The following is a 17,058-nucleotide window of genomic DNA, read 5'->3' as shown; positions in this document are numbered from 1 at the left end:
ACCATGGCAACGGTGCGTTTCGACGGTGCGACCGTCCAGTACCCGGGCGCCGAGCGGCCCTCGGTCAGCTCGCTCGACCTGGACATCGCCGACGGCGAGTTCGTCGTGCTGGTCGGCCCGTCGGGCTGCGGCAAGTCCACCAGCCTGCGGGCGCTGGCCGGGCTCGAGGCCGTGACGGACGGGCGGATCCTCATCGACGACGTGGACGTCACGGCGGTCTCGCCGAAGAAGCGCGACGTGGCCATGGTCTTCCAGAACTACGCGCTCTACCCGAACATGACGGTGGCGCAGAACATGGGCTTCGCGCTGCGCAACGCCGGTGTCTCCAAAGAGGACACGGCGAAGCAGGTCGCCGAGGCGGCGGCGATGCTGGAGCTGGAGCCGCTGCTCGACCGCAAGCCCGCGCGGCTCTCGGGCGGGCAGCGGCAGCGCGTCGCCATGGGGCGCGCCATCGTGCGCCATCCCAAGGTCTTCGCGATGGACGAGCCGCTGTCGAACCTCGATGCGCGGCTGCGGGTCTCGACCCGTTCGCAGATCTCCGCGCTGCAGCGGCGGCTCGGCGTCACCACGCTCTACGTGACGCACGACCAGGTCGAGGCGATGACCATGGGTGACCGCGTCGCGGTGCTCAAGGACGGCCTGTTGCAACAGGCCGCGCCGCCGCGCGAGCTGTACGACGACCCGGTCAACACCTTCGTCGCGGGCTTCCTCGGCTCGCCCGGCATGAACCTGCTGACCGTGCCCCGCACCGACGCGGGCGCCGACCTCGGCGGCGCGACCGTGCCGGTGCCGCGCACCGTCGAATCCGGTGCGACGGTGACCGTCGGCCTGCGGCCCGAGGCCTTCGACGTGGTCGCGGCGGGCACGCCGGGCGCGGCCAAGGGCACCGTCGCCCTGGTCGAGGAGTTGGGCGCCGAGGCGCTCGTCTACGTCACCGTGGAGGGCCAGGACAAGCCGGTCGTGGCGCGCGCCGACCGCGCGTCGACGCTACGAGCCGGCGAGGAGACCGGCCTCGTTCCGGCGGCGGAGCAGGCGCTGTTCTTCCACGCGGAAACGGGCGACCGGCTGCGCTGACCGCCCGCCGCGCAGGAACATCCGCCGCTGCGCCGTCACCCGGTGCAGGTCCAGCATCGCGTCCACAGCGCGGTCCCAGGTGTACTGCTCGGCACAGACCCGTGCCGCCGTGCGGTACTCGTCGCGCTCCAGCACCGCCCGCACCGCCGCGGCGAACGCGGCTCCCGTGTCGGCGGCCGGAAGGCCGCACCCGTCGCGGGTCACGTCGGCCAGGGCGCTGTTGCGCGACACCACGATCGGCGTGCCGGACGCCAGCGCCTCCATCGCGCTGAGCCCGAAGGTCTCGTGCGGGCCGGGACAGATCGCAACGTCCGATGCCGCGAGCAGGTCGGCGAGGGCGCCGCGATCGGCGAGATGTCCCGTGAACGTGACCGGCAGTCCGCGGGCCTGCCGCGCCAGTTCGTCGGCCATCGCACCGTCGCCCGCGACCACGAGGCGGGCACGGACACCGTCGGCCACGAGGGCCCGCACGACCTCGATCCCGCGCGCCGGGTGCTTCTCCATCGACAGCCGGCAGGACTGCACCAGGAGAACGTCCGCGGCGGTGTCGTGCGGCCCGCTCGCTCCGTTCCCGGTGCCGGTGGCCCAGCGGGCGCGCGCCGATGGGGTGGCGCGGTCCGGGCGGAACGTCGCGAGGTCGACGCCGAGCGGCACCGTCTCGACGTTGGGCGCCTGCACGCGGGCGAACTCCTCGCCGGCGAAGGCGGTCGTGCAGACGACGGAGTCGTAGCTGCGCGCGGTGCCGAGGTTCGCGACGTCGGCGGCCCAGGTCGCGAGGCGGGGCGGGGCGCCGAGTTCGATCATCCGGTCCAGGCGCTCGTGGCTGATCATGATCGAGCCGATGCCGTGCGCCTTCGCCCACGGGCCCATGCCGCGCAGCGTGAGGCGGTCGGAGACCTCGAGGCTGTCGGCGCCGAGGCGGGGGAGGAGCCGGCGGATGAGGACCGGGCTCGCGGCTCGGTAGCCCTCCACCTTGAAGAACTTGCGGCCCGGGACGGTGATCCGGCGGACGCCGGACTCGAGGACCTCGTCGAGGTGGCCGCGGCCCGCGACCACCAGCGTGACGGCGTGCCCGCGGTCGACGTAGCCGGCGCCCAGCTGGTCCACGGCGGTGCGCAGGCCACCCGAGCGGGGCCCGTAGAAGTTCGCCAGCTGAACGATGTGCATCGGCTGCATCCCGCCAGGCTGCCCGTGGGGGCGGTCGCGGGGATGAACGGGCGGAGTCCGCTGGACGAACTGTATGAACTTGTCGGTCCGGGGGAGCAGAATCAGGGGCATGACCGTACGTCTGAACCCCTACATCAGCTTCTCCGACAACGCCCGTGAGGCGCTCGAGTTCTACCGGGACGTCTTCGGTGGCGAGCTCGAGATCTCCACCTTCGAGGGGATGCCACCCGAGATGCTCTCCGACCCCGCCGATGCGACCAAGGTGATGCACGGATACCTGTCGACACCGGACGGCTTCTCCCTCATGTGTGCGGACACGCCGACCGGGATGCCGCGGAACGTCGGTGACGACGTCTCCGTCTCCTTGTCGGGCGACGACCTCGCGAAGCTCACCGGGTGGTGGGAGAAGCTCTCCGCCAGCGGCTCCGTCACCGTCCCGTTCGTGCAGGCGCCGTGGGGCGATACCTTCGGCATGTGCGTCGACGGCTTCGGTGTGCACTGGATGGTCAACGCCTCCGCGTCCTGATCCGGCCCGGTGCACATGACCGCGACGGTCAGTCGCTAGACTAACCGTCGCTAGGGCCTCTAGCTCAATTGGCAGAGCTGCGGACTTCAAATAGGAGCGCCTGGTCGGAAACGGCCGGGATGACACCACTCAAATTCGGGGAACCCTGCGCCGGGAGACCGGCATGGCAATCCCGAGCCAAGCCGAGGGAAACTTCGGAAGGTGTAGAGACTGGACGGGTGGCACCTACAGCGCGTGAGCGCCATGGTGAAGGGACAGTCCAGACCACGAACGCCTTCGGGCGGCGTCGAAAGGCGAAGTGGCAGGTTAATCCGTAGGTTGTGGGTTCGAGTCCCACGGGGCCCACGTGGGGAACCGACCTACGGTCGGCGTGCCTGCAGGTGCGGTGGCGGCACTGTGTCCGGTTGGTCGCATAGCCACCGGAAGAGCGATTCCGTTCGTGCCGGCGGGGCGGATTCCGGGGTCAGGACGACGTACCGACTACCGTCGGGAACGAAGCCCCAGGGTGCGATCAGACGGCCGGTCGAGAGGTCGTCGGCGACCATCGGATACGAGCCGATGGCGATGCCGAGGCCGGCCGAGGCGGCCTGCAATGTCAGGAAGAAGTGCTCGAGCGACTGCGTCGATCCGTCGGCGACGACTCGCCCGCTGAGTTCGGTCCAGGTGTCCCACGCATCGGGGCGGGTCTGTGTGTTCAGCCGGACCAGGGAGCTCGCGTCCGCGCCGTCCGCCGTGAGCGCGTCAGGGTGGCACACGGGACCGATCCACTCTGCGAAGAGCGTTCGCACCCGGGTGTTCTCGGAGAGTGTGAAGTCGTCCCTGCGGATCGCCGCGTCGATGGCGTCCGTCCGGAACTCGACGGGACCGCCGGAGGTGGACAGGTGAAGTGGTGTCTCCGTGGAGAATCCGGCCAGTCTCGGTAGCAGCCACCGTTGCAGCAGGGTCGGCTCGCAGGAAACCACCAGCGGCTGATGAGCGGGGCGACGAACGGTGTCCGCCGCTCCGACGATCATGTCCAGCGCCCGCGCGACGGCGGCGGCGAACGCGCGTGCTTCGTCAGTCGGCGTCACGCCCCGACCGTCGCGGACGAACAGCTGCTGCGCCAGGTGTGATTCCAGCGAGGCGATCTGGCGACTGACCGCGCTGTGCGTCAGATGCAGCTCTGCGGCCGCGCGAGTCATGCTGCCCAGGCGAACAGTGGACTCGAACGGTGCCAGTGAATTCAACGGCGGAACTCTTCCCATGTGTTCTATTTTTGCACAATTGGTGTTCGTAATCTGCGCTTTTACATGCGCAGATGGTGTTGCACCATCGATGTATGCGCACATCGATGAACAGTCCTATCGCGATCACTATGGGCGACCCTGCCGGTATCGGACCCGAGATCGTCGTCAAGACGATCGCGCACCAGGTGCCGACGACGCCGATCGTGGTGTACGGCGACTGTGCGCGTTTGGAGACAGAGGCGGAGGCGCTCGGCCTGTCCGTGGAGGTGGTGTCGATCGAGACACCGGGCGAGGCGCGGGCCGTCGCCGGCCAGGTCTACGTTCTCCAGGGGCCCGCGCTCGCAGCGGACCTTCCGATCGGCTGCGTCAGCGCAGCGGCGGGCGAAGCTGCCTTCCGCTACGTGGAATCGGCGATCGCCGACGCGATGGCAGGTGAGGTGGCGGCCATCGTGACGGCCCCGATCAACAAGGAATCGATCCGGCTCGCCGGCCACCACTACCCCGGCCACACAGAGATCCTCGCTGAACACAGTGGTACGGAAGACTTTTCGATGATGATGGCGAGTGACGACCTTAACGTCGTACTGGTCACGATTCACCAAGCGCTCCGGGAGGCCATCGCGAGCATCGACGAAGCGGCCGTGCTCCGGGTGATCCGGCTGGCGGATCGGACGTTGTCCCGTGGGGGCACGCGGGCGAGGATCGGCGTCGCCGGGCTCAACCCCCACGCGGGAGAGAACGGGTTGATGGGCCGCGAGGAGATCGACATCATCGGTCCCGCCGTCGCCGCCGCCCAGCGAGAGGGCATCGACGCCTCCGGGCCGTTCCCTCCGGACACCGTGTTCATGCGAGCGCGGCAGGGTGCGTTTGACGTGGTCATCGCGCAGTACCACGACCAGGGCTTGATTCCTTTCAAGTATCTGGGAATCGATCTCGGTACCAACGTGACCATCGGTCTGCCCTTCGTACGGACCAGTGTGGATCACGGCACTGCCTTCGATCTGGCGGGCAAGGGCGTCGCCGATCACGCGAGCTTGCAGATGGCTCTCCGCCAGGCGACCGATCTGGTGACGGAGTCGGCCCCGAATGTCACTCCGTCCGCGGCGCGCTGACCTCCATCGCCACCGACCCGCACCAACCGCAGAAACGTCGCCGACCCGGCGATTTGTGAAAGGACAAAACATGGACTTCATCTTCATGCTCACTCGCAATGACCAGACCGTCGGCGACTGCCTGGAATTGCTGGAACAGCTATCTGACGTTCCGCTCCAGCACATCGGCTTCAAAGACGTCGGTGTCGACATCGACACGCTCCGGGAGTTGCACGGCAAGATCAAGAAGCGCGGAGCGCAGAGCTACCTCGAAGTGGTGAGCGAGACCAAGGAACAGGCTCTCGCCTCGGTCCGCTTGGGCCGGGAGCTCGGTGTGGACTACGTCATGGGCGGGACGTGGGTCGCGGAGATGCTCGACGCGCTGTCGGGAAGCGACGTCAAGCTCCTGCCCTTCCCGGGGGTGCCCACGGGCCACCCGACGGTCCTCGGTGGTCAGCCCGACGTGATCGCCGCCGACTGCCGGGAGGCCGAAGCCGCGGGTGCTGCCGGCGTGGACCTACTCGCGTACCGAGCGAGTGAGGCCGACCCGATCGAGTTGGTACGAGCCGCACGTCGGGCGACGAACGGCATTCTTGCCGTTGCCGGAAGCATCACCTCGGTTGAGCAGATTCGGTTGTTGGCGGCGGAAGGTGTGGATGCGTTCACCATTGGCCAGGCGGCACTGGCTGGCCAGGTCAATCCGCGAAAGGGTGCGCTGAGCTCGCAGTTGCTTGAAGTGCTCGAGGCTGCGGCCGCGCCTACGACCGCGCCTGCCGGCGCTCAGCGCTGAGGCGGGCGGGTGCGATGAACGAATCTGAGTCGGTGTCGGAGGTGCCGCGCGCCGAATTGTTCGCACAGGACTTCGAGCGAGAGCAATCGGGATACCAGCAGGTACTACGTCCGCGGCAGATTCAGATGATCGCGATCGCTGGAGCAATCGGTTCGGGGCTTTTCCTCGGTGCTGGTGGGCGGCTCGCGAGTGCAGGGCCGTCGTTGTTCGTGGCCTATGCGGTGGCGGGTCTGATGGTCTACATGGTGATGCGCGCACTAGGCGAGCTCGTGGTCTACCGTCCATCCTCCGGATCGTTCATCTCGTACGCCCGCGAGTTCTTGGGGGAGAAGGCTGCATTCATTGCAGGGTGGATGAATTTTGTGTTCTGGGCAACGGTGGCCATCGTCGACGTCACCGCTGTGGCCCTGTACGTGCAGTTCTGGAAGGCTTTCACCGCAATTCCCCAATGGGTTCTGGCGTTGATCGCGCTGGTCGCCATTCTGGGGATCAATCTGGTCTCGGTGCGGTTGTTCGGTGAGCTCGAATTCTGGTTCTCGTTCATCAAAGTCGGTGCGATCCTTGCCTTCCTGGTGATCGGATCCGTGGCCTTGGGCTTCGGGTGGCCGCTCGAATCCGGAGGGAAGGTCGTCACTCCATCGATACTTACCTGGTCCGATCATGGAGGGATCTTTCCGAACGGGATGATCGCGACGGTGCTGGTTCTGCAGGGAGCGATCTTCGCATATGGCGGCACTGAGCTCATCGGGACTGCGGCCGGCGAGACGAAAGACCCGCACACCGTGATTCCGAAAGCGGTGAACTCTGTGGTGTGGCGGATCGGCGTCTTCTATATCGCGACGCTGGTGTTGCTTTCCCTCCTGCTCCCGTACTCGATGTACAAGGCGAACGAATCGCCGTTCGTTACCTTTTTCGCCAGCCTCGGCGGGCAGCAGGCGGGCGAGATTGCCGGCAGTGTCATGAATTTCGTCGTGATTACTGCCGCGCTGTCCGCGATGAACGCCGGGCTGTATTCCACCGGCCGCAGTCTTCGCTCGATGGCGCTCAACGGTGCGGCGCCGAGCTTCACCGGTCGTTTGAGCCGGACCGGGGTTCCGTACATGGGAATTCTCGTGACCTCGTGCGTGGCGCTGATCGGAGTGGCGATCAACTACTTCGTTCCGGCGAAGGCGTTCGACATCGTGATGAACATGTCGACCCTGGGAATTCTGTCCACTTGGGGAACGATCGTCCTGTGCCAGATCGCTCTGTATCGGCGAGCGACGGCGGGCCTCGCCGAGCGTCCTGGTTATCGGATGCCGGGGGCGCCGTACACGGGATACCTGACACTCGGAGGTCTGGCGGTAGCCCTCGTGCTGATCGCTCTGGACTACCCGGTCGGGACCTACACCGTGGGCACCTTCGTCGTCGTGGGGGTGCCGGCCTTGATCGCCGGCTGGTTCGTGGCGCGCAAGCACATCGGTGTTCCGCGGCAGTGAGGGGCGTCGCTCGTCTCGGCACCGCTTCCGGGGTTTTCACCGTTGACCAGGCGATTTGGGATCTTGCCCGAGTGTGGCATAAGCTATCCCAGCTCCCAACGGAACACGGAAGCGGTGCGGAGAGCGGCTTCATGTCGCCCGAAGCGAGCCCCCTTCGTTTAGTGGCCTAGGACGCCGCCCTTTCAAGGCGGTAGCGCGGGTTCGAATCCCGTAGGGGGTACGTCGTAAGACGAAAAATTACATATGGCCCTGTGGCGCAGTTGGTTAGCGCGCCGCCCTGTCACGGCGGAGGTCGCGGGTTCGAGTCCCGTCAGGGTCGCCATCCGAGTTCTATGAACTCGGCGGTGACGGTTTTACCGGCACGGCCAGGTAGCTCAGTTGGTACGAGCGACCGCCTGAAAAGCGGTAGGTCGCCGGTTCGATCCCGGCTCTGGCCACAAGCAAAACCCCCTGTTCGCAGGGGGTTTTCTTGTGTCCGGAGCTGGTGTGCTCCCGCGCCCGATGCGGGATTTTGCCTGGCGGCCGATGCCGCGCGGCAGGTGTCCATTCCGGACCCGTCGGGGGACGCAGGTTGTCGTCGAGCGACCCGGGTCGGGCGCGGTGTTCGTGCAGCTAGCGGCTTCCGTGCGCGGTGGCCAGATCTGTGTGATGAAGTGAAACGTTGGTTCTGTTCCGTACATGTACGGTTGCACGACATGTATGCAGACGGCAATCATGTGTCGTTCGCTCCACGAAACGTCTTCGTGGGGCCCGGCCCGCGAACCGCGCAGGCCGCACGACGAAGGAACGAGCAGTGGTGGCAGTGCGACTGTATCCGGGCGACCGGGTTCGATACCTTGAGGAACCCGCCGCCTTCGGCACTCTCCTCTCCGTGCCGTACGACGAGGAGGCCTCCGTGCGCCTCGACGACGGCCGGGCGATCCGCGTTCCGGTCGACCGCATCTCGCGGATCTTGGAGCACGCCGCGTCGAAGATCACCGACTGAGCTGCACTCCACGGTGGTAACGATTGCCTGGCGATCACCGAACGAGAGAACGACGGCGCACCGCTGGGGGTTGCGCCGACCGTCGTTCGGGGGAATGTATGACCAGGAGATCGAAGGCCGCCATTGCGCTCGTCGCCGCACTCGCTCTCACCGGCGGGTGCGGCGACGGATCCACCACGGCGGGGGACGCACCGTCGACCTTCGCTGCGCCGGCGACGAGCGTGCACGCCGGAACAGGAGGGATCTCTGCGGGTGCCACGACGCCGGCTGCCGCGGGAAGCGACTCCCGCCCCGTGACGCAGGGGAGCGGGAAGTGTCTGGACCTCTCCTCCTCGACGGTCCGGGACGCGGTCGCGAAGCTCCCGTCGTTCCGCGGCGGCGGGTTCACCGCCACGCGCGGCACCGACGCGAGGGAGGGCTCCTGCCCGGCCTTGATGTGGGCTCGCGCTGACCTGACCGGCGGTACGGGGAGCTCTCCCGTGTGGATGCTCTTCTTCGACCGCCAGGGCTACCTCGGCACAGCGACCAGCCGGTACACCACCTTCACCGGCGTCTTCGGCAGCACCGACGACTCCGTCGCGATCTCCTACCGTTGGCTCAATCCGGGCGACAGCACGGCCGGTGTCTCGGGCGGTCCCGTCATCGTCACGTATACCTTGACTGGCCGCACGGTGACGCCTGACAAGGACGTGCCGCCGCAGGTCTTCGACGGCGGCACTGCCGCCACGACTGCCCCTCTCTCCACCGCGACGCCCGCGCCGGTCTCGCATTGCGCGGAGGCGACGCCCGAGAACCTGCGCACCAACGCCGAGATGAACTGGGGCACACAGATCGTCAAGCCTTTCACCGTCGACTCCGTCACCTGCGTCGACGACTGGGCGAGTGCGCGCATACCGGCGCGCGACGCCTATCCGCAGAGCGCGAAGTTGTTGTTCCGCTACACCGGCGGCGGCTGGAGCGGTGTGGCCTTCGGCAGTGGGTTCTCGTGCGCGGAGAAGGGTGTTCCGACGACCACCGCGGCACGGCTGGGCTGCTAGGCGTCAGTCGGCGCCGGTGCGCGGCAACGGCGTCGATCAGCTGAGGACTCCGGAGGTGATCAGTCGCATCAGCGCCGCGGTCACGGTGGCGAGCTCGATCTCGGGGCGGGAAGCGTACTCCACAGTGGCGGCGTTCACCGCGCCCTGGAAGACGGTCCAGTCGAAGGTTCGGTCGCGGGTGTCGATGAGTCCCTGTGCGGCGATGGACCGGCTCGCCGCATCGAGGATTCCGCTCCAGCTCTCCCGCGTTCTGCGCCGCTGCTCCTCGAGTTCGGGTGAGACGCCGACGACCTCGATGAAGCACAGTCGCACCCGGCGGGGATCAGCGCGGAAGTGATCGAAGTAGGCGCCGAGGCCGATCCGGATCCAGGGTTCGACTTCCGTCATGTCGCTCGGGAATCCGTCGACAGCTGCCGTGACGGAGGCCATGGCGTTCGCGTGCACCTCCGTGTAGATCGCCGTCAGGAGAGCCTCCCGGTTGGCGAAGAGCTCGTAGAACTGCCGGGATGACAGGCCGGCTTCGGCGCACACGGCGGGCACGCTCGCCGCCGAATACCCGTCGCGGGCGAACACTTCGAGCCCCGCCTCCATGAGGCGCTCTCTGCGCTGGGCGCGCCGGAGCTCGAGCTCCTCGCCGCCGTACTGCTTGGTCCGCGCCACGACACGACAATACCGCCGCGGCGCACGCCCATCGCGCATCTGAAACAGATTCGTTTCGATTTCACGTGTCCGCGCCGAATCGCGTGCTAGTGTCGGGCATCACAGTGACACATGAATGTTTCACACTAACCCCCGGGAGGGTAACGTGGCAGCTCGTGGCGGTATTTCACGACGGATGACGAGGCTGGTCGGCGCCGTGGCCTTGGCGGTTGCGATGGCGGTGACCGGACTGCCCGGCCCGGCCTCGGGCGATGCCGTGCGCCCGGCGACGGTGCCCGTGAAGCCGGCACCGGTGATCCCGTTGCCCGCTGAATTCGACCCATCCTTCTACGCGCCCCCGGCGGCGGCCTATGCGGACAAGAAGCCGGGTGAGATCGTCGCGGCCCAGGCGATCAAGGCCGCCAACTTCGGCGTCCTGCCTCTCAACGTGGACGCCTGGAAGGTGTCCTTCCGTACCGAGAACACCCGGGGTGAGCCGATACTCGGCGTCACCACCCTGCTCAAGCCGCGGGGCCGGACCGCCGGCGCGCGGCACGTGGTGTCCATGCAGTTGGCGGAGGACGGGCTCGCGCAGTATTGCGCTCCGTCGTACGCGGTGCAGCAGTGGTCGCTGAGCCTCCCCGTGCAGAACGCCGCGATTCCGTTCGAAATGCTGGTGGTGCAGGGCATGCTGCAGCAGGGCTACGCGGTATCGATCCCGGACTACCAGGGTGCGGCGTCGGCCTACGCTGCCGGCCCGTTGCACGCGCGGATCACCCTGGACGGCCTGCGTGCCGCGCGGGACTTCGGGCCGCTGGGGGTCTCCAAGGACAGCCGAATGGCGATGTTCGGCTACTCGGGCGGCGCCATCGCCACCGGTCATGCAGCGGAGCTCAAGCGCAAGTACGCCCCGGAGCTGCCGATCGTCGGCGCAGCGGAGGGCGGTGTTCCTGCGGACCTCGGGGCGGTCCTCAATGTCGCCAACGGTCAAGCGACGAGCGGCCTCATCTTCGGCGCGGTGCTCGGCCTCACTCGCGAGTACCCGTACTTCAAGGACTTCCTCGAGGAGCGCTTGGATCCGCTGGGCACGTTTCTCGCAGCGATCAAACAGCCCTTCTGCGTCGGAATTCAGGCCGCGACCCTGCCCTTCGCGAATCTCAAGGGCATGATCCGCTGGCCGGGTGATCCGCTGTCGGCTCCGCCCGTCCGACGGGTGATCGAAGAGACGAAGATGGGCAAGGTGGTGCCGGACATGCCGATGTACATCTGGAACTCGAATCCCGACGAGGTGATCCCGGTCGGTCAGGTCAACCGGCTGGTCGCCGACTATTGCGCCAAGCCCGGGGCGAGGGTGACTTACACGAGGGACCATTTCAGCGAGCACATCACCGGCGAGGTCGTCGGAGCGCCGCTCGCGCTGCTCTGGCTCCGGGATCGCCTGGAGGGCAGGCCCGCCCCGGCCGGCTGCTCCACGAAGGACGCGGGCTCGATGGCGCTGGATCCGGCCTGGTGGCCGACCTTCTCGCAGGTGGTGGGCGGCGACCTGGCGGCGCTCTTCGGGCACGCGATCGGCGCTGGGCGCTGATCGAGGGTCAGTCGAACTCGACGGCGAGTTCGTCCGCCCGGGCGAGTGACTGGCAGGCGAGCCGGACGCCGTTGCCGAGCTCGTGGTCGTCGAGGGTGTCGTTGACCAGCATGTGCACGTCGCCGCGGCGCAGCGTGAAGGCGCAGCCGCCGCAGTTTCCTTCGCGGCACACGTAGGGTGCGTCGAGGCCCTGGTCCAGGAGGACGTCGAGCAGCACCGTCTCGCGCGGCCAGGCGAGGACGGTGGTCGCGCCGTTCAGGTCGACGGTGACGGTCGCGGCACCGTCGGGCGATGACGGGCCGCCGGCGGGTGCCCCGACGGGTGCGGCGAACGGATCGCCGGTCAGCGACGAGAAGGCCTCCCGGTGGATGCGCGCACCGTCGATGCCCGCGGCCGCGGCGGCCTCGGTGGCGCAGTCCATGAACGGGGCGGGACCGCACAGGAAGGCCGACGTCGCGGCGGTCGGCGCGGGCAGGAGTGCGCCGAGCGCCGCGGCGTCGGGCAGGCCGCGCTCGGACTCGAGCCAGTGGGTGATGCGCAGCCGGTCGCCGTGGGACGCCGCCAGTTCCGCCAGCGCCGCGTCGAAGACGACGGACCCGCGGTCCCGGTTCGCGTACACGAGCACCACCGGCACGGCGGACTCCGCGAGGGTGGACCGCAGGATCGAGATCACCGGGGTGATGCCGCTCCCCGCGGCGAACAGCACGAGCGCGTCGGGGGAGTCGCGCACGGTGAACCGCCCACCGGGCGGGAGGGATTCGATGATCATCCCCGGCTTCGCGTTGTCGCACAGCCAGTTCGAGGCGTAGCCCCCGGCCGTCCGCTTGACGGTGACCTGTAGGTGCGCATCGATCCCGGGCGCGCTGGAGAGCGAGTAGCAGCGGGGCGCCCAGGTGGTGCCGTCCTCCGGCGTGCCCGGCACGCGCAGCGTCAGGAACTGCCCGGGCCGGTAGTCGAAGCCCTTGCCGCCGGGATGCGCGAAGACGAGGGAGACCGCGTCGGCGGTCTCCTCGATCACGTCGATGATCTCGAGTGAATGCGACTGTGCGGACGTCGATGGATCCACGTGCTCTGCTCCTTCGTCGGGAACCCGGACGCTACCGGGACAACTGTGCCATTGACAAATGGCACGATTGCTGGTGGTGTGAACGGCATGCGAACAACGACACCGGCGCCGCCGGTCCCGTCGGCCTCGACGGCCCGTTCCGACCTCGCGGCCGCGCTCACCCGGTACGGATTCGGCGCGGCCACCGGGTTGATCCCGATGAACGCACCCGGGGTCCGGCTCGCCCGCGGCCTCGTGGCCACGATCATGGGTGCTCTGGGCTCGACCCCGCGGGGGACCGCCGTCACCGCCGTGCGGGCCCCGGTGCGCGGCGACTGGGTCCTCGGTCCCGGCGTCACCTACGGCCGCCGCGCGATCTACTACGTCCACGGCAGTGCCTACGCGATCTGCTCGGCGCGCACCCACCGCAGCCTCGCCGCCCGGCTGTCCGCCGCCACCGGGCTGCCGGTCTTCGTCGTGGACTACCGGCTCGCGCCGGAGCACCCCTTCCCGACCGCCGCGCGCGACGTCGCCGCCGGCTGGGACTGGCTGCTCACCCAGGGCTACGCGGCAGAGGACCTGGTGATCGCCGGAGACTCCGCGGGTGGACATCTCATCTGCGACCTGTTGCTGCACCGCGCGGCCACCGACCGCCCGCAGCCCGCCGCGGCTGTGCTCTTCTCCCCGCTCATCGACCTCACCTTCGCCCTCGCCGCTCAGCAGGAGCGCGTGCGCCGTGACCCGGCCATCTCCGCCGCCGCGGCGAAGCGCCTGGTCGACCTGTACACCGCGGGCGTGGATCCGGAACATCCGCGCCTGCGCCTCGATTTCTGGCGCTCGGACCGGCTGCCGCCCTTCCTGATCCAGGCCGGCGGCGCCGAGATGCTCTCGGCCGACGCCCGCCACCTCGACGGTGAACTCCGCGGCCACGGCGGCACGAGCACGCTCGAGATCTGGCCCGGCCTCATGCACGTCTTCCAGGCGCTGCCCCGGCTCGCGCCGGAGGCCGACGCCGCGCTCCTGCGGGTGCGCGACTTCCTGGCGGGGATCGACCGGCCCGCCGCCACCCACGCCGATTCGGAGGCCTCCTGATGTTCGGTATCGACCGACTCCTGCACCACCTCGTCCGCGATCCGATCACCGGCGACGCGAAGGCCGTCGTCACCGGCGCCGGCAGCGGCATCGGCCGCGCCTTCGCGCTCGAACTCGCCAGCCGCGGCGGCGAGGTCGTCTGCGCCGACATCGACGAGGGGCGCGCGAAGGAGACCGTGGGGCTCATCGAGGCCCGCGGTGGGAGGGCGCACGCCGTCGTCGTCGACGTGGCCGACCGGGCCGCCGTCGAATCCCTCGCGGCGTTCGCGCGCACCGTCTTCGACGGTCCGCCCACCCTGGTGATCAACAACGCGGGCGTCGGCATCGGTGGCCGCCCCGTCGGCGACATCGGGCTCGACGACTGGAACTGGGCTCTCGGCATCAACCTGTGGGGTGTGGTGCACGGCTGCGAGCTGTTCGCGCCCATGCTTCGCGAGGCGGGCCGCGGTGGCATCATCAACGTCGCCTCGGCCGCCGGCTTCGCGGCCGCGCCGTCGATGGGGCCGTACAACGTCTCGAAGGCCGGCGTCATGTCCCTATCGGAGACCCTCGCTGCCGAGCTGGCCGGCACCGGCGTGAATGTGACGGTGCTGTGCCCCACCTTCGTCAAGACCAATGTCGCGCGCGACGGCCGGATCACCGAGGGCAGCAAGAACCTCGCCGGCACCCTCATGAAGCTCACGGGCATCTCGCCCGACGGCGTCGCTGCGCAGACCCTCGATGCGCTCGACCTCGGTCGCCTCTACGTGGTGCCTCAGCTCGACGCGAACGTCATCTGGCACCTCAAGCGCCACTTCCCGACTCCGTACGTCCGCGGGCTCGGCCTGCTCACCCGGCTGCTCCCCGCCTCCTGACCGGACACCCCCTCCGCTACCCCGAAAGGACCGCTCTCATGGCCATGGACCTCGACAACATGCTCCAGATGATCAAGGACCGGCAGTGGGCCCTCGTCGACATCGACTGGGACGCACCCGGTGCTGAGCTCATCGACCCGGAGCTGCACGCCAAGCTCAAGCCCTTCCTCTCCGACCTGATGTGGATCGAGAACGTGGGCGCCCGCGGCTTCGCCGCCATGGCACGCAAGGCGCCGACCCCCACGCTCAAGAGCATCTACGAGCACTTCCACGCGGAGGAGCAGAAGCACGCCAACGCCGAGCTCGCGCTCATGCGCCGGTGGGGCATGCTCGACGACGACGAGATCCCGTCGCCGAACATCAACGTGCAACTCGTGATCAACTGGCTCGACCAGCACTCCGACGGCATGTCGCTCTCCTTCCTCGGCACGGTCATCCCCATGCTCGAGGTCGCGCTCGACGGCGCCCTGATCAAGTTCATCACCGACGAGGTGAAGGACCCGGTAGCGCAGGAGGTGTTCAAGCGGATCAACGCCGACGAGTCCCGTCACCTGGCGGTCGACTTCGAGGTCATGGACCTGCTCGGACACGCCGATCTGCGTAAGCGCACCATCGACTTCGTCGGGGGGTGGGTCAAGCCCTCGCTGCTCATCGGCTTCCTCAGCTACGTCCCGCTGCTGAACAAGATGCGCGACAACATCGTCGAGATGGGCGTCGACGAGGAGCGGCTGTACGGCGCCATGAAGCGCTACCGCGCCGCCGGCGACCGCAGCGAGTACATCAAGCGGCTCCCCATGTTCCGGGTGGTCGCGTGGCACGGCGGCTGGGTCATCAACCGCACGAACCGGCTGTACCACGTGCCCGCGGACACCCTGGTGAAGGCGACCTCTCTCATCCCCTTCCCGCTGGTGCACCGCACGCCCACCTGGTCGCAGGAACTGACCTACGAGCCCACCGCCTGACGAGGATCACAACCATGACCCACTCCGTAGCCGTCATCGGCGCCGGCTTCGCCGGCATCGGTGCTGCCATCCGCCTCCGCGACAAGGGGATCGACGACTTCGTCGTCCTCGAGCGCGACACCCGCGTCGGCGGCACCTGGCGCGACAACACCTACCCGGGCGCCGCCTGCGACATCCCGTCGCGCCTGTACTCCTACAGCTTCGCGCCCAACCCGGACTGGTCGCACACCTACTCCGGCAGCGCCGAGATCCTCGACTACATCGACCGCATGGTCGAGACCTCGGGGGTCGCACCGCACATCAGGTTCGAGCACACGGTGACTGGAATCGAGTACGACGCCGACGCGGGGGAGTGGACCATCGCCCTCGACGGCCGCGAGCCGCTGCGCGCCCGGTCCGTGATCCTGGCCTCCGGCCCTCTCGCGAACTGCTCCTTCCCCGCCATCCGCGGCATCGAGGACTACGAGGGACACAAGATCCACAGCGCCCGCTGGGACCACGACTACGACTTCACCGGCAAGAAGGTGGCCGTCGTCGGCACCGGGGCCAGCGGCGTCCAGATCGTGCCCGAGCTGGTGAAGCAGGCCGCCTCCGTCAAGGTCTTCCAGCGCACGCCCGGCTGGGTGCTGCCCCGGGTCAACACCGAGACAGGTGAATTCACCAAGTCGATCTACCGGCGGATCCCCGGCGCGCAGCAGCTCGCGCGTGCCCTGTGGTTCTGGGGGCACGAGTCGGTCGCGCTGGGCGTCGTCTGGAACACCCCCCTCACGCGTGTCGTCGAGGCCGTCAGCAAGCTGCACCTTCGGCTGCAGGTGCGCGACCCCTGGCTGCGCCGCCAGCTCACCCCGGACTTCGCCGCGGGCTGCAAGCGCCTGCTCATGACCAGCGATTACTACCCGGCGCTGCAGCGCGACAACTGCACACTGGTCACGTGGCCCATCGCGCGCATCGCGCCGCAGGGCATCCGCACCGTCGAGGGGGTGGAGCACCGCTTCGACTGCATCGTCTTCGCCACCGGCTTCGACGTCTCCAAGACCGGTTCGCCGATCCCCGTCACCGGTCTCGACGGGCGCGTGCTCGCGGAGGAGTGGAGCGGCGGCGCGTACGCCTACCGCAGCGTCGCGGTCTCCGGATATCCGAACCTGTACGTCACCTTCGGCCCCAACTCCGGCCCTGGGCACAGCTCGGCATTGGTCTACATGGAGGCGCAGATCGACTACATCACGGATGCGATCGCCCAGCTGATCGGCAACGGCTGGAAGGCGCTCGACGTGCGCGCCGACGTGCAGGAGCAGTACAACCGCGAGATTCAGCGCCGGCTCACCTCGACCACGTGGAACTCCGGCTGCAGCAGCTGGTATCTCACCGACGACGGTTTCAACGCCACCATGTATCCGGGCTTCGCCTCGCAGTACGTGGGGCAGCTGCGGACCGTCGACCTGCGGGACTACCGAATCCTGGTGCACGAGGTGGAGGGTGCGGCGGTCGCCGCCGGATAGCATGCGGC

The 17,058-nt window shown here is 68.3% G+C and carries 16 protein-coding genes and 3 tRNA genes; 15 read left to right on the top strand and 4 right to left on the bottom strand.

Translation table 11 applies throughout. The annotated features are described in order from the left end of the window. Window positions 1-3: 3 nt before the first annotated feature. A complete protein-coding gene (locus tag HNP44_RS01160; RefSeq protein WP_259144030.1) occupies window positions 4-1,074 on the top strand; it encodes an ABC transporter ATP-binding protein in 1,071 nt (356 codons plus the stop codon). On the opposite strand, the gene HNP44_RS01155 is transcribed toward HNP44_RS01160, so the two are convergent. Beyond that, on the bottom strand, window positions 988-2,241 hold the full coding sequence (locus tag HNP44_RS01155) for a glycosyltransferase (protein WP_259144265.1): 1,254 nt from the start codon (window positions 2,239-2,241) through the stop codon (window positions 988-990). The genes HNP44_RS01160 and HNP44_RS01155 overlap by 87 nt on opposite strands. Before the next feature lie 109 nt (window positions 2,242-2,350). On the opposite strand from HNP44_RS01155, the gene HNP44_RS01150 reads away from it, so the two are divergent. Next, on the top strand, window positions 2,351-2,767 hold the full coding sequence (locus tag HNP44_RS01150) for a VOC family protein (protein WP_259144029.1): 417 nt from the start codon (window positions 2,351-2,353) through the stop codon (window positions 2,765-2,767). Between the two features lie 359 nt (window positions 2,768-3,126). Here the strand turns inward: HNP44_RS01150 and HNP44_RS01145 are convergent, their stop codons facing one another. Further along, the gene (locus tag HNP44_RS01145) at window positions 3,127-4,011 is read right to left on the bottom strand and encodes a LysR family transcriptional regulator (protein ID WP_259144028.1); all 885 of its coding nucleotides are present in this window, start codon (window positions 4,009-4,011) and stop codon (window positions 3,127-3,129) included. A gap of 74 nt (window positions 4,012-4,085) precedes the next feature. Between HNP44_RS01145 and pdxA the strand changes: the two genes are divergently transcribed. The 8 genes from pdxA (at window position 4,086) to HNP44_RS01105 (ending at window position 9,374) form a co-directional block, all read left to right on the top strand. Then, window positions 4,086-5,105: a 4-hydroxythreonine-4-phosphate dehydrogenase PdxA gene (pdxA, locus tag HNP44_RS01140; RefSeq protein ID WP_259144027.1), complete on the top strand. Its 1,020-nt coding sequence runs from the start codon at window positions 4,086-4,088 to the stop codon at window positions 5,103-5,105. A gap of 70 nt (window positions 5,106-5,175) precedes the next feature. Then, window positions 5,176-5,874, top strand: coding sequence for a 1-(5-phosphoribosyl)-5-((5-phosphoribosylamino)methylideneamino)imidazole-4-carboxamide isomerase (locus HNP44_RS01135; RefSeq protein WP_259144026.1), 699 nt, complete (start codon window positions 5,176-5,178; stop codon window positions 5,872-5,874). Between the two features lie 14 nt (window positions 5,875-5,888). Next, window positions 5,889-7,352, top strand: coding sequence for an amino acid permease (locus tag HNP44_RS01130; protein WP_259144025.1), 1,464 nt, complete (start codon window positions 5,889-5,891; stop codon window positions 7,350-7,352). Window positions 7,353-7,499: 147 nt separating this feature from the next. Further along, window positions 7,500-7,572: transfer RNA gene (locus tag HNP44_RS01125), tRNA-Glu, on the top strand. 25 nt (window positions 7,573-7,597) lie between these two features. Further along, window positions 7,598-7,674: transfer RNA gene (locus HNP44_RS01120), tRNA-Asp, on the top strand. A gap of 41 nt (window positions 7,675-7,715) precedes the next feature. Continuing rightward, window positions 7,716-7,789, top strand: a tRNA-Phe gene (locus HNP44_RS01115). 356 nt (window positions 7,790-8,145) lie between these two features. Further along, window positions 8,146-8,337 carry a hypothetical protein gene (locus HNP44_RS01110; RefSeq protein ID WP_259144024.1) on the top strand — a complete coding sequence of 64 codons (192 nt, stop codon included), beginning with the start codon at window positions 8,146-8,148 and terminating at the stop codon, window positions 8,335-8,337. Between the two features lie 98 nt (window positions 8,338-8,435). Further along, a complete protein-coding gene (locus HNP44_RS01105) occupies window positions 8,436-9,374 on the top strand; it encodes an LppP/LprE family lipoprotein (protein ID WP_259144023.1) in 939 nt (312 codons plus the stop codon). A gap of 36 nt (window positions 9,375-9,410) precedes the next feature. On the opposite strand, the gene HNP44_RS01100 is transcribed toward HNP44_RS01105, so the two are convergent. Then, a complete protein-coding gene (locus HNP44_RS01100; RefSeq protein WP_259144022.1) occupies window positions 9,411-10,034 on the bottom strand; it encodes a TetR/AcrR family transcriptional regulator in 624 nt (207 codons plus the stop codon). Window positions 10,035-10,209: 175 nt separating this feature from the next. Here HNP44_RS01100 and HNP44_RS01095 point away from each other — a divergent pair, with 175 nt between their 5' ends. Continuing rightward, entirely contained in the window at window positions 10,210-11,598 is a 1,389-nt protein-coding gene (locus HNP44_RS01095) for a lipase family protein (RefSeq protein ID WP_259144021.1), read from the top strand. A 7-nt stretch (window positions 11,599-11,605) separates the two neighbouring features. On the opposite strand, the gene HNP44_RS01090 is transcribed toward HNP44_RS01095, so the two are convergent. Then, entirely contained in the window at window positions 11,606-12,664 is a 1,059-nt protein-coding gene (locus tag HNP44_RS01090; RefSeq protein WP_259144020.1) for a ferredoxin--NADP reductase, read from the bottom strand. 87 nt (window positions 12,665-12,751) lie between these two features. Here HNP44_RS01090 and HNP44_RS01085 point away from each other — a divergent pair, with 87 nt between their 5' ends. Genes HNP44_RS01085 through HNP44_RS01070 form a run of 4 tightly spaced genes read left to right on the top strand, consistent with a single transcriptional unit; the run spans window position 12,752 to window position 17,050 of the window. Then, entirely contained in the window at window positions 12,752-13,735 is a 984-nt protein-coding gene (locus tag HNP44_RS01085) for an alpha/beta hydrolase (protein ID WP_259144019.1), read from the top strand. Next, window positions 13,735-14,589: an SDR family NAD(P)-dependent oxidoreductase gene (locus tag HNP44_RS01080; protein ID WP_259144018.1), complete on the top strand. Its 855-nt coding sequence runs from the start codon at window positions 13,735-13,737 to the stop codon at window positions 14,587-14,589. Before HNP44_RS01085 ends, HNP44_RS01080 begins: the two co-directional genes overlap by 1 nt. 38 nt (window positions 14,590-14,627) lie before the next feature. Then, window positions 14,628-15,551, top strand: coding sequence for a ferritin-like domain-containing protein (locus tag HNP44_RS01075; RefSeq protein ID WP_259144017.1), 924 nt, complete (start codon window positions 14,628-14,630; stop codon window positions 15,549-15,551). Window positions 15,552-15,565: 14 nt separating this feature from the next. After that, window positions 15,566-17,050, top strand: a complete 1,485-nt coding sequence (locus HNP44_RS01070) for a flavin-containing monooxygenase (RefSeq protein WP_259144015.1) — start codon at window positions 15,566-15,568, stop codon at window positions 17,048-17,050. Window positions 17,051-17,058 lie beyond the last annotated feature (8 nt).

Origin of the sequence: Tsukamurella ocularis, from assembly GCF_024807615.1 — a bacterium.
GTDB lineage: Bacteria > Actinomycetota > Actinomycetes > Mycobacteriales > Mycobacteriaceae > Tsukamurella > Tsukamurella ocularis.
This window is presented reverse-complemented; position numbering and strand designations above follow the sequence as displayed.

Bases quoted from the DNA above. Each gene is read 5' to 3' on its own strand.
- HNP44_RS01160 (WP_259144030.1), top strand. From the start codon at position 4: ATGGCAACGGTGCGTTTCGACGGTGCGACCGTCCAGTACCCGGGCGCC.
- HNP44_RS01155 (WP_259144265.1), bottom strand. From the start codon at position 2,241: ATGCACATCGTTCAGCTGGCGAACTTCTACGGGCCCCGCTCGGGTGGC.
- HNP44_RS01150 (WP_259144029.1), top strand. From the start codon at position 2,351: ATGACCGTACGTCTGAACCCCTACATCAGCTTCTCCGACAACGCCCGT.
- HNP44_RS01145 (WP_259144028.1), bottom strand. From the start codon at position 4,011: ATGGGAAGAGTTCCGCCGTTGAATTCACTGGCACCGTTCGAGTCCACT.
- pdxA (WP_259144027.1), top strand. From the start codon at position 4,086: ATGCGCACATCGATGAACAGTCCTATCGCGATCACTATGGGCGACCCT.
- HNP44_RS01135 (WP_259144026.1), top strand. From the start codon at position 5,176: ATGGACTTCATCTTCATGCTCACTCGCAATGACCAGACCGTCGGCGAC.
- HNP44_RS01130 (WP_259144025.1), top strand. From the start codon at position 5,889: ATGAACGAATCTGAGTCGGTGTCGGAGGTGCCGCGCGCCGAATTGTTC.
- HNP44_RS01105 (WP_259144023.1), top strand. From the start codon at position 8,436: ATGACCAGGAGATCGAAGGCCGCCATTGCGCTCGTCGCCGCACTCGCT.
- HNP44_RS01095 (WP_259144021.1), top strand. From the start codon at position 10,210: ATGACGAGGCTGGTCGGCGCCGTGGCCTTGGCGGTTGCGATGGCGGTG.
- HNP44_RS01085 (WP_259144019.1), top strand. From the start codon at position 12,752: ATGCGAACAACGACACCGGCGCCGCCGGTCCCGTCGGCCTCGACGGCC.
- HNP44_RS01080 (WP_259144018.1), top strand. From the start codon at position 13,735: ATGTTCGGTATCGACCGACTCCTGCACCACCTCGTCCGCGATCCGATC.
- HNP44_RS01075 (WP_259144017.1), top strand. From the start codon at position 14,628: ATGGCCATGGACCTCGACAACATGCTCCAGATGATCAAGGACCGGCAG.
- HNP44_RS01070 (WP_259144015.1), top strand. From the start codon at position 15,566: ATGACCCACTCCGTAGCCGTCATCGGCGCCGGCTTCGCCGGCATCGGT.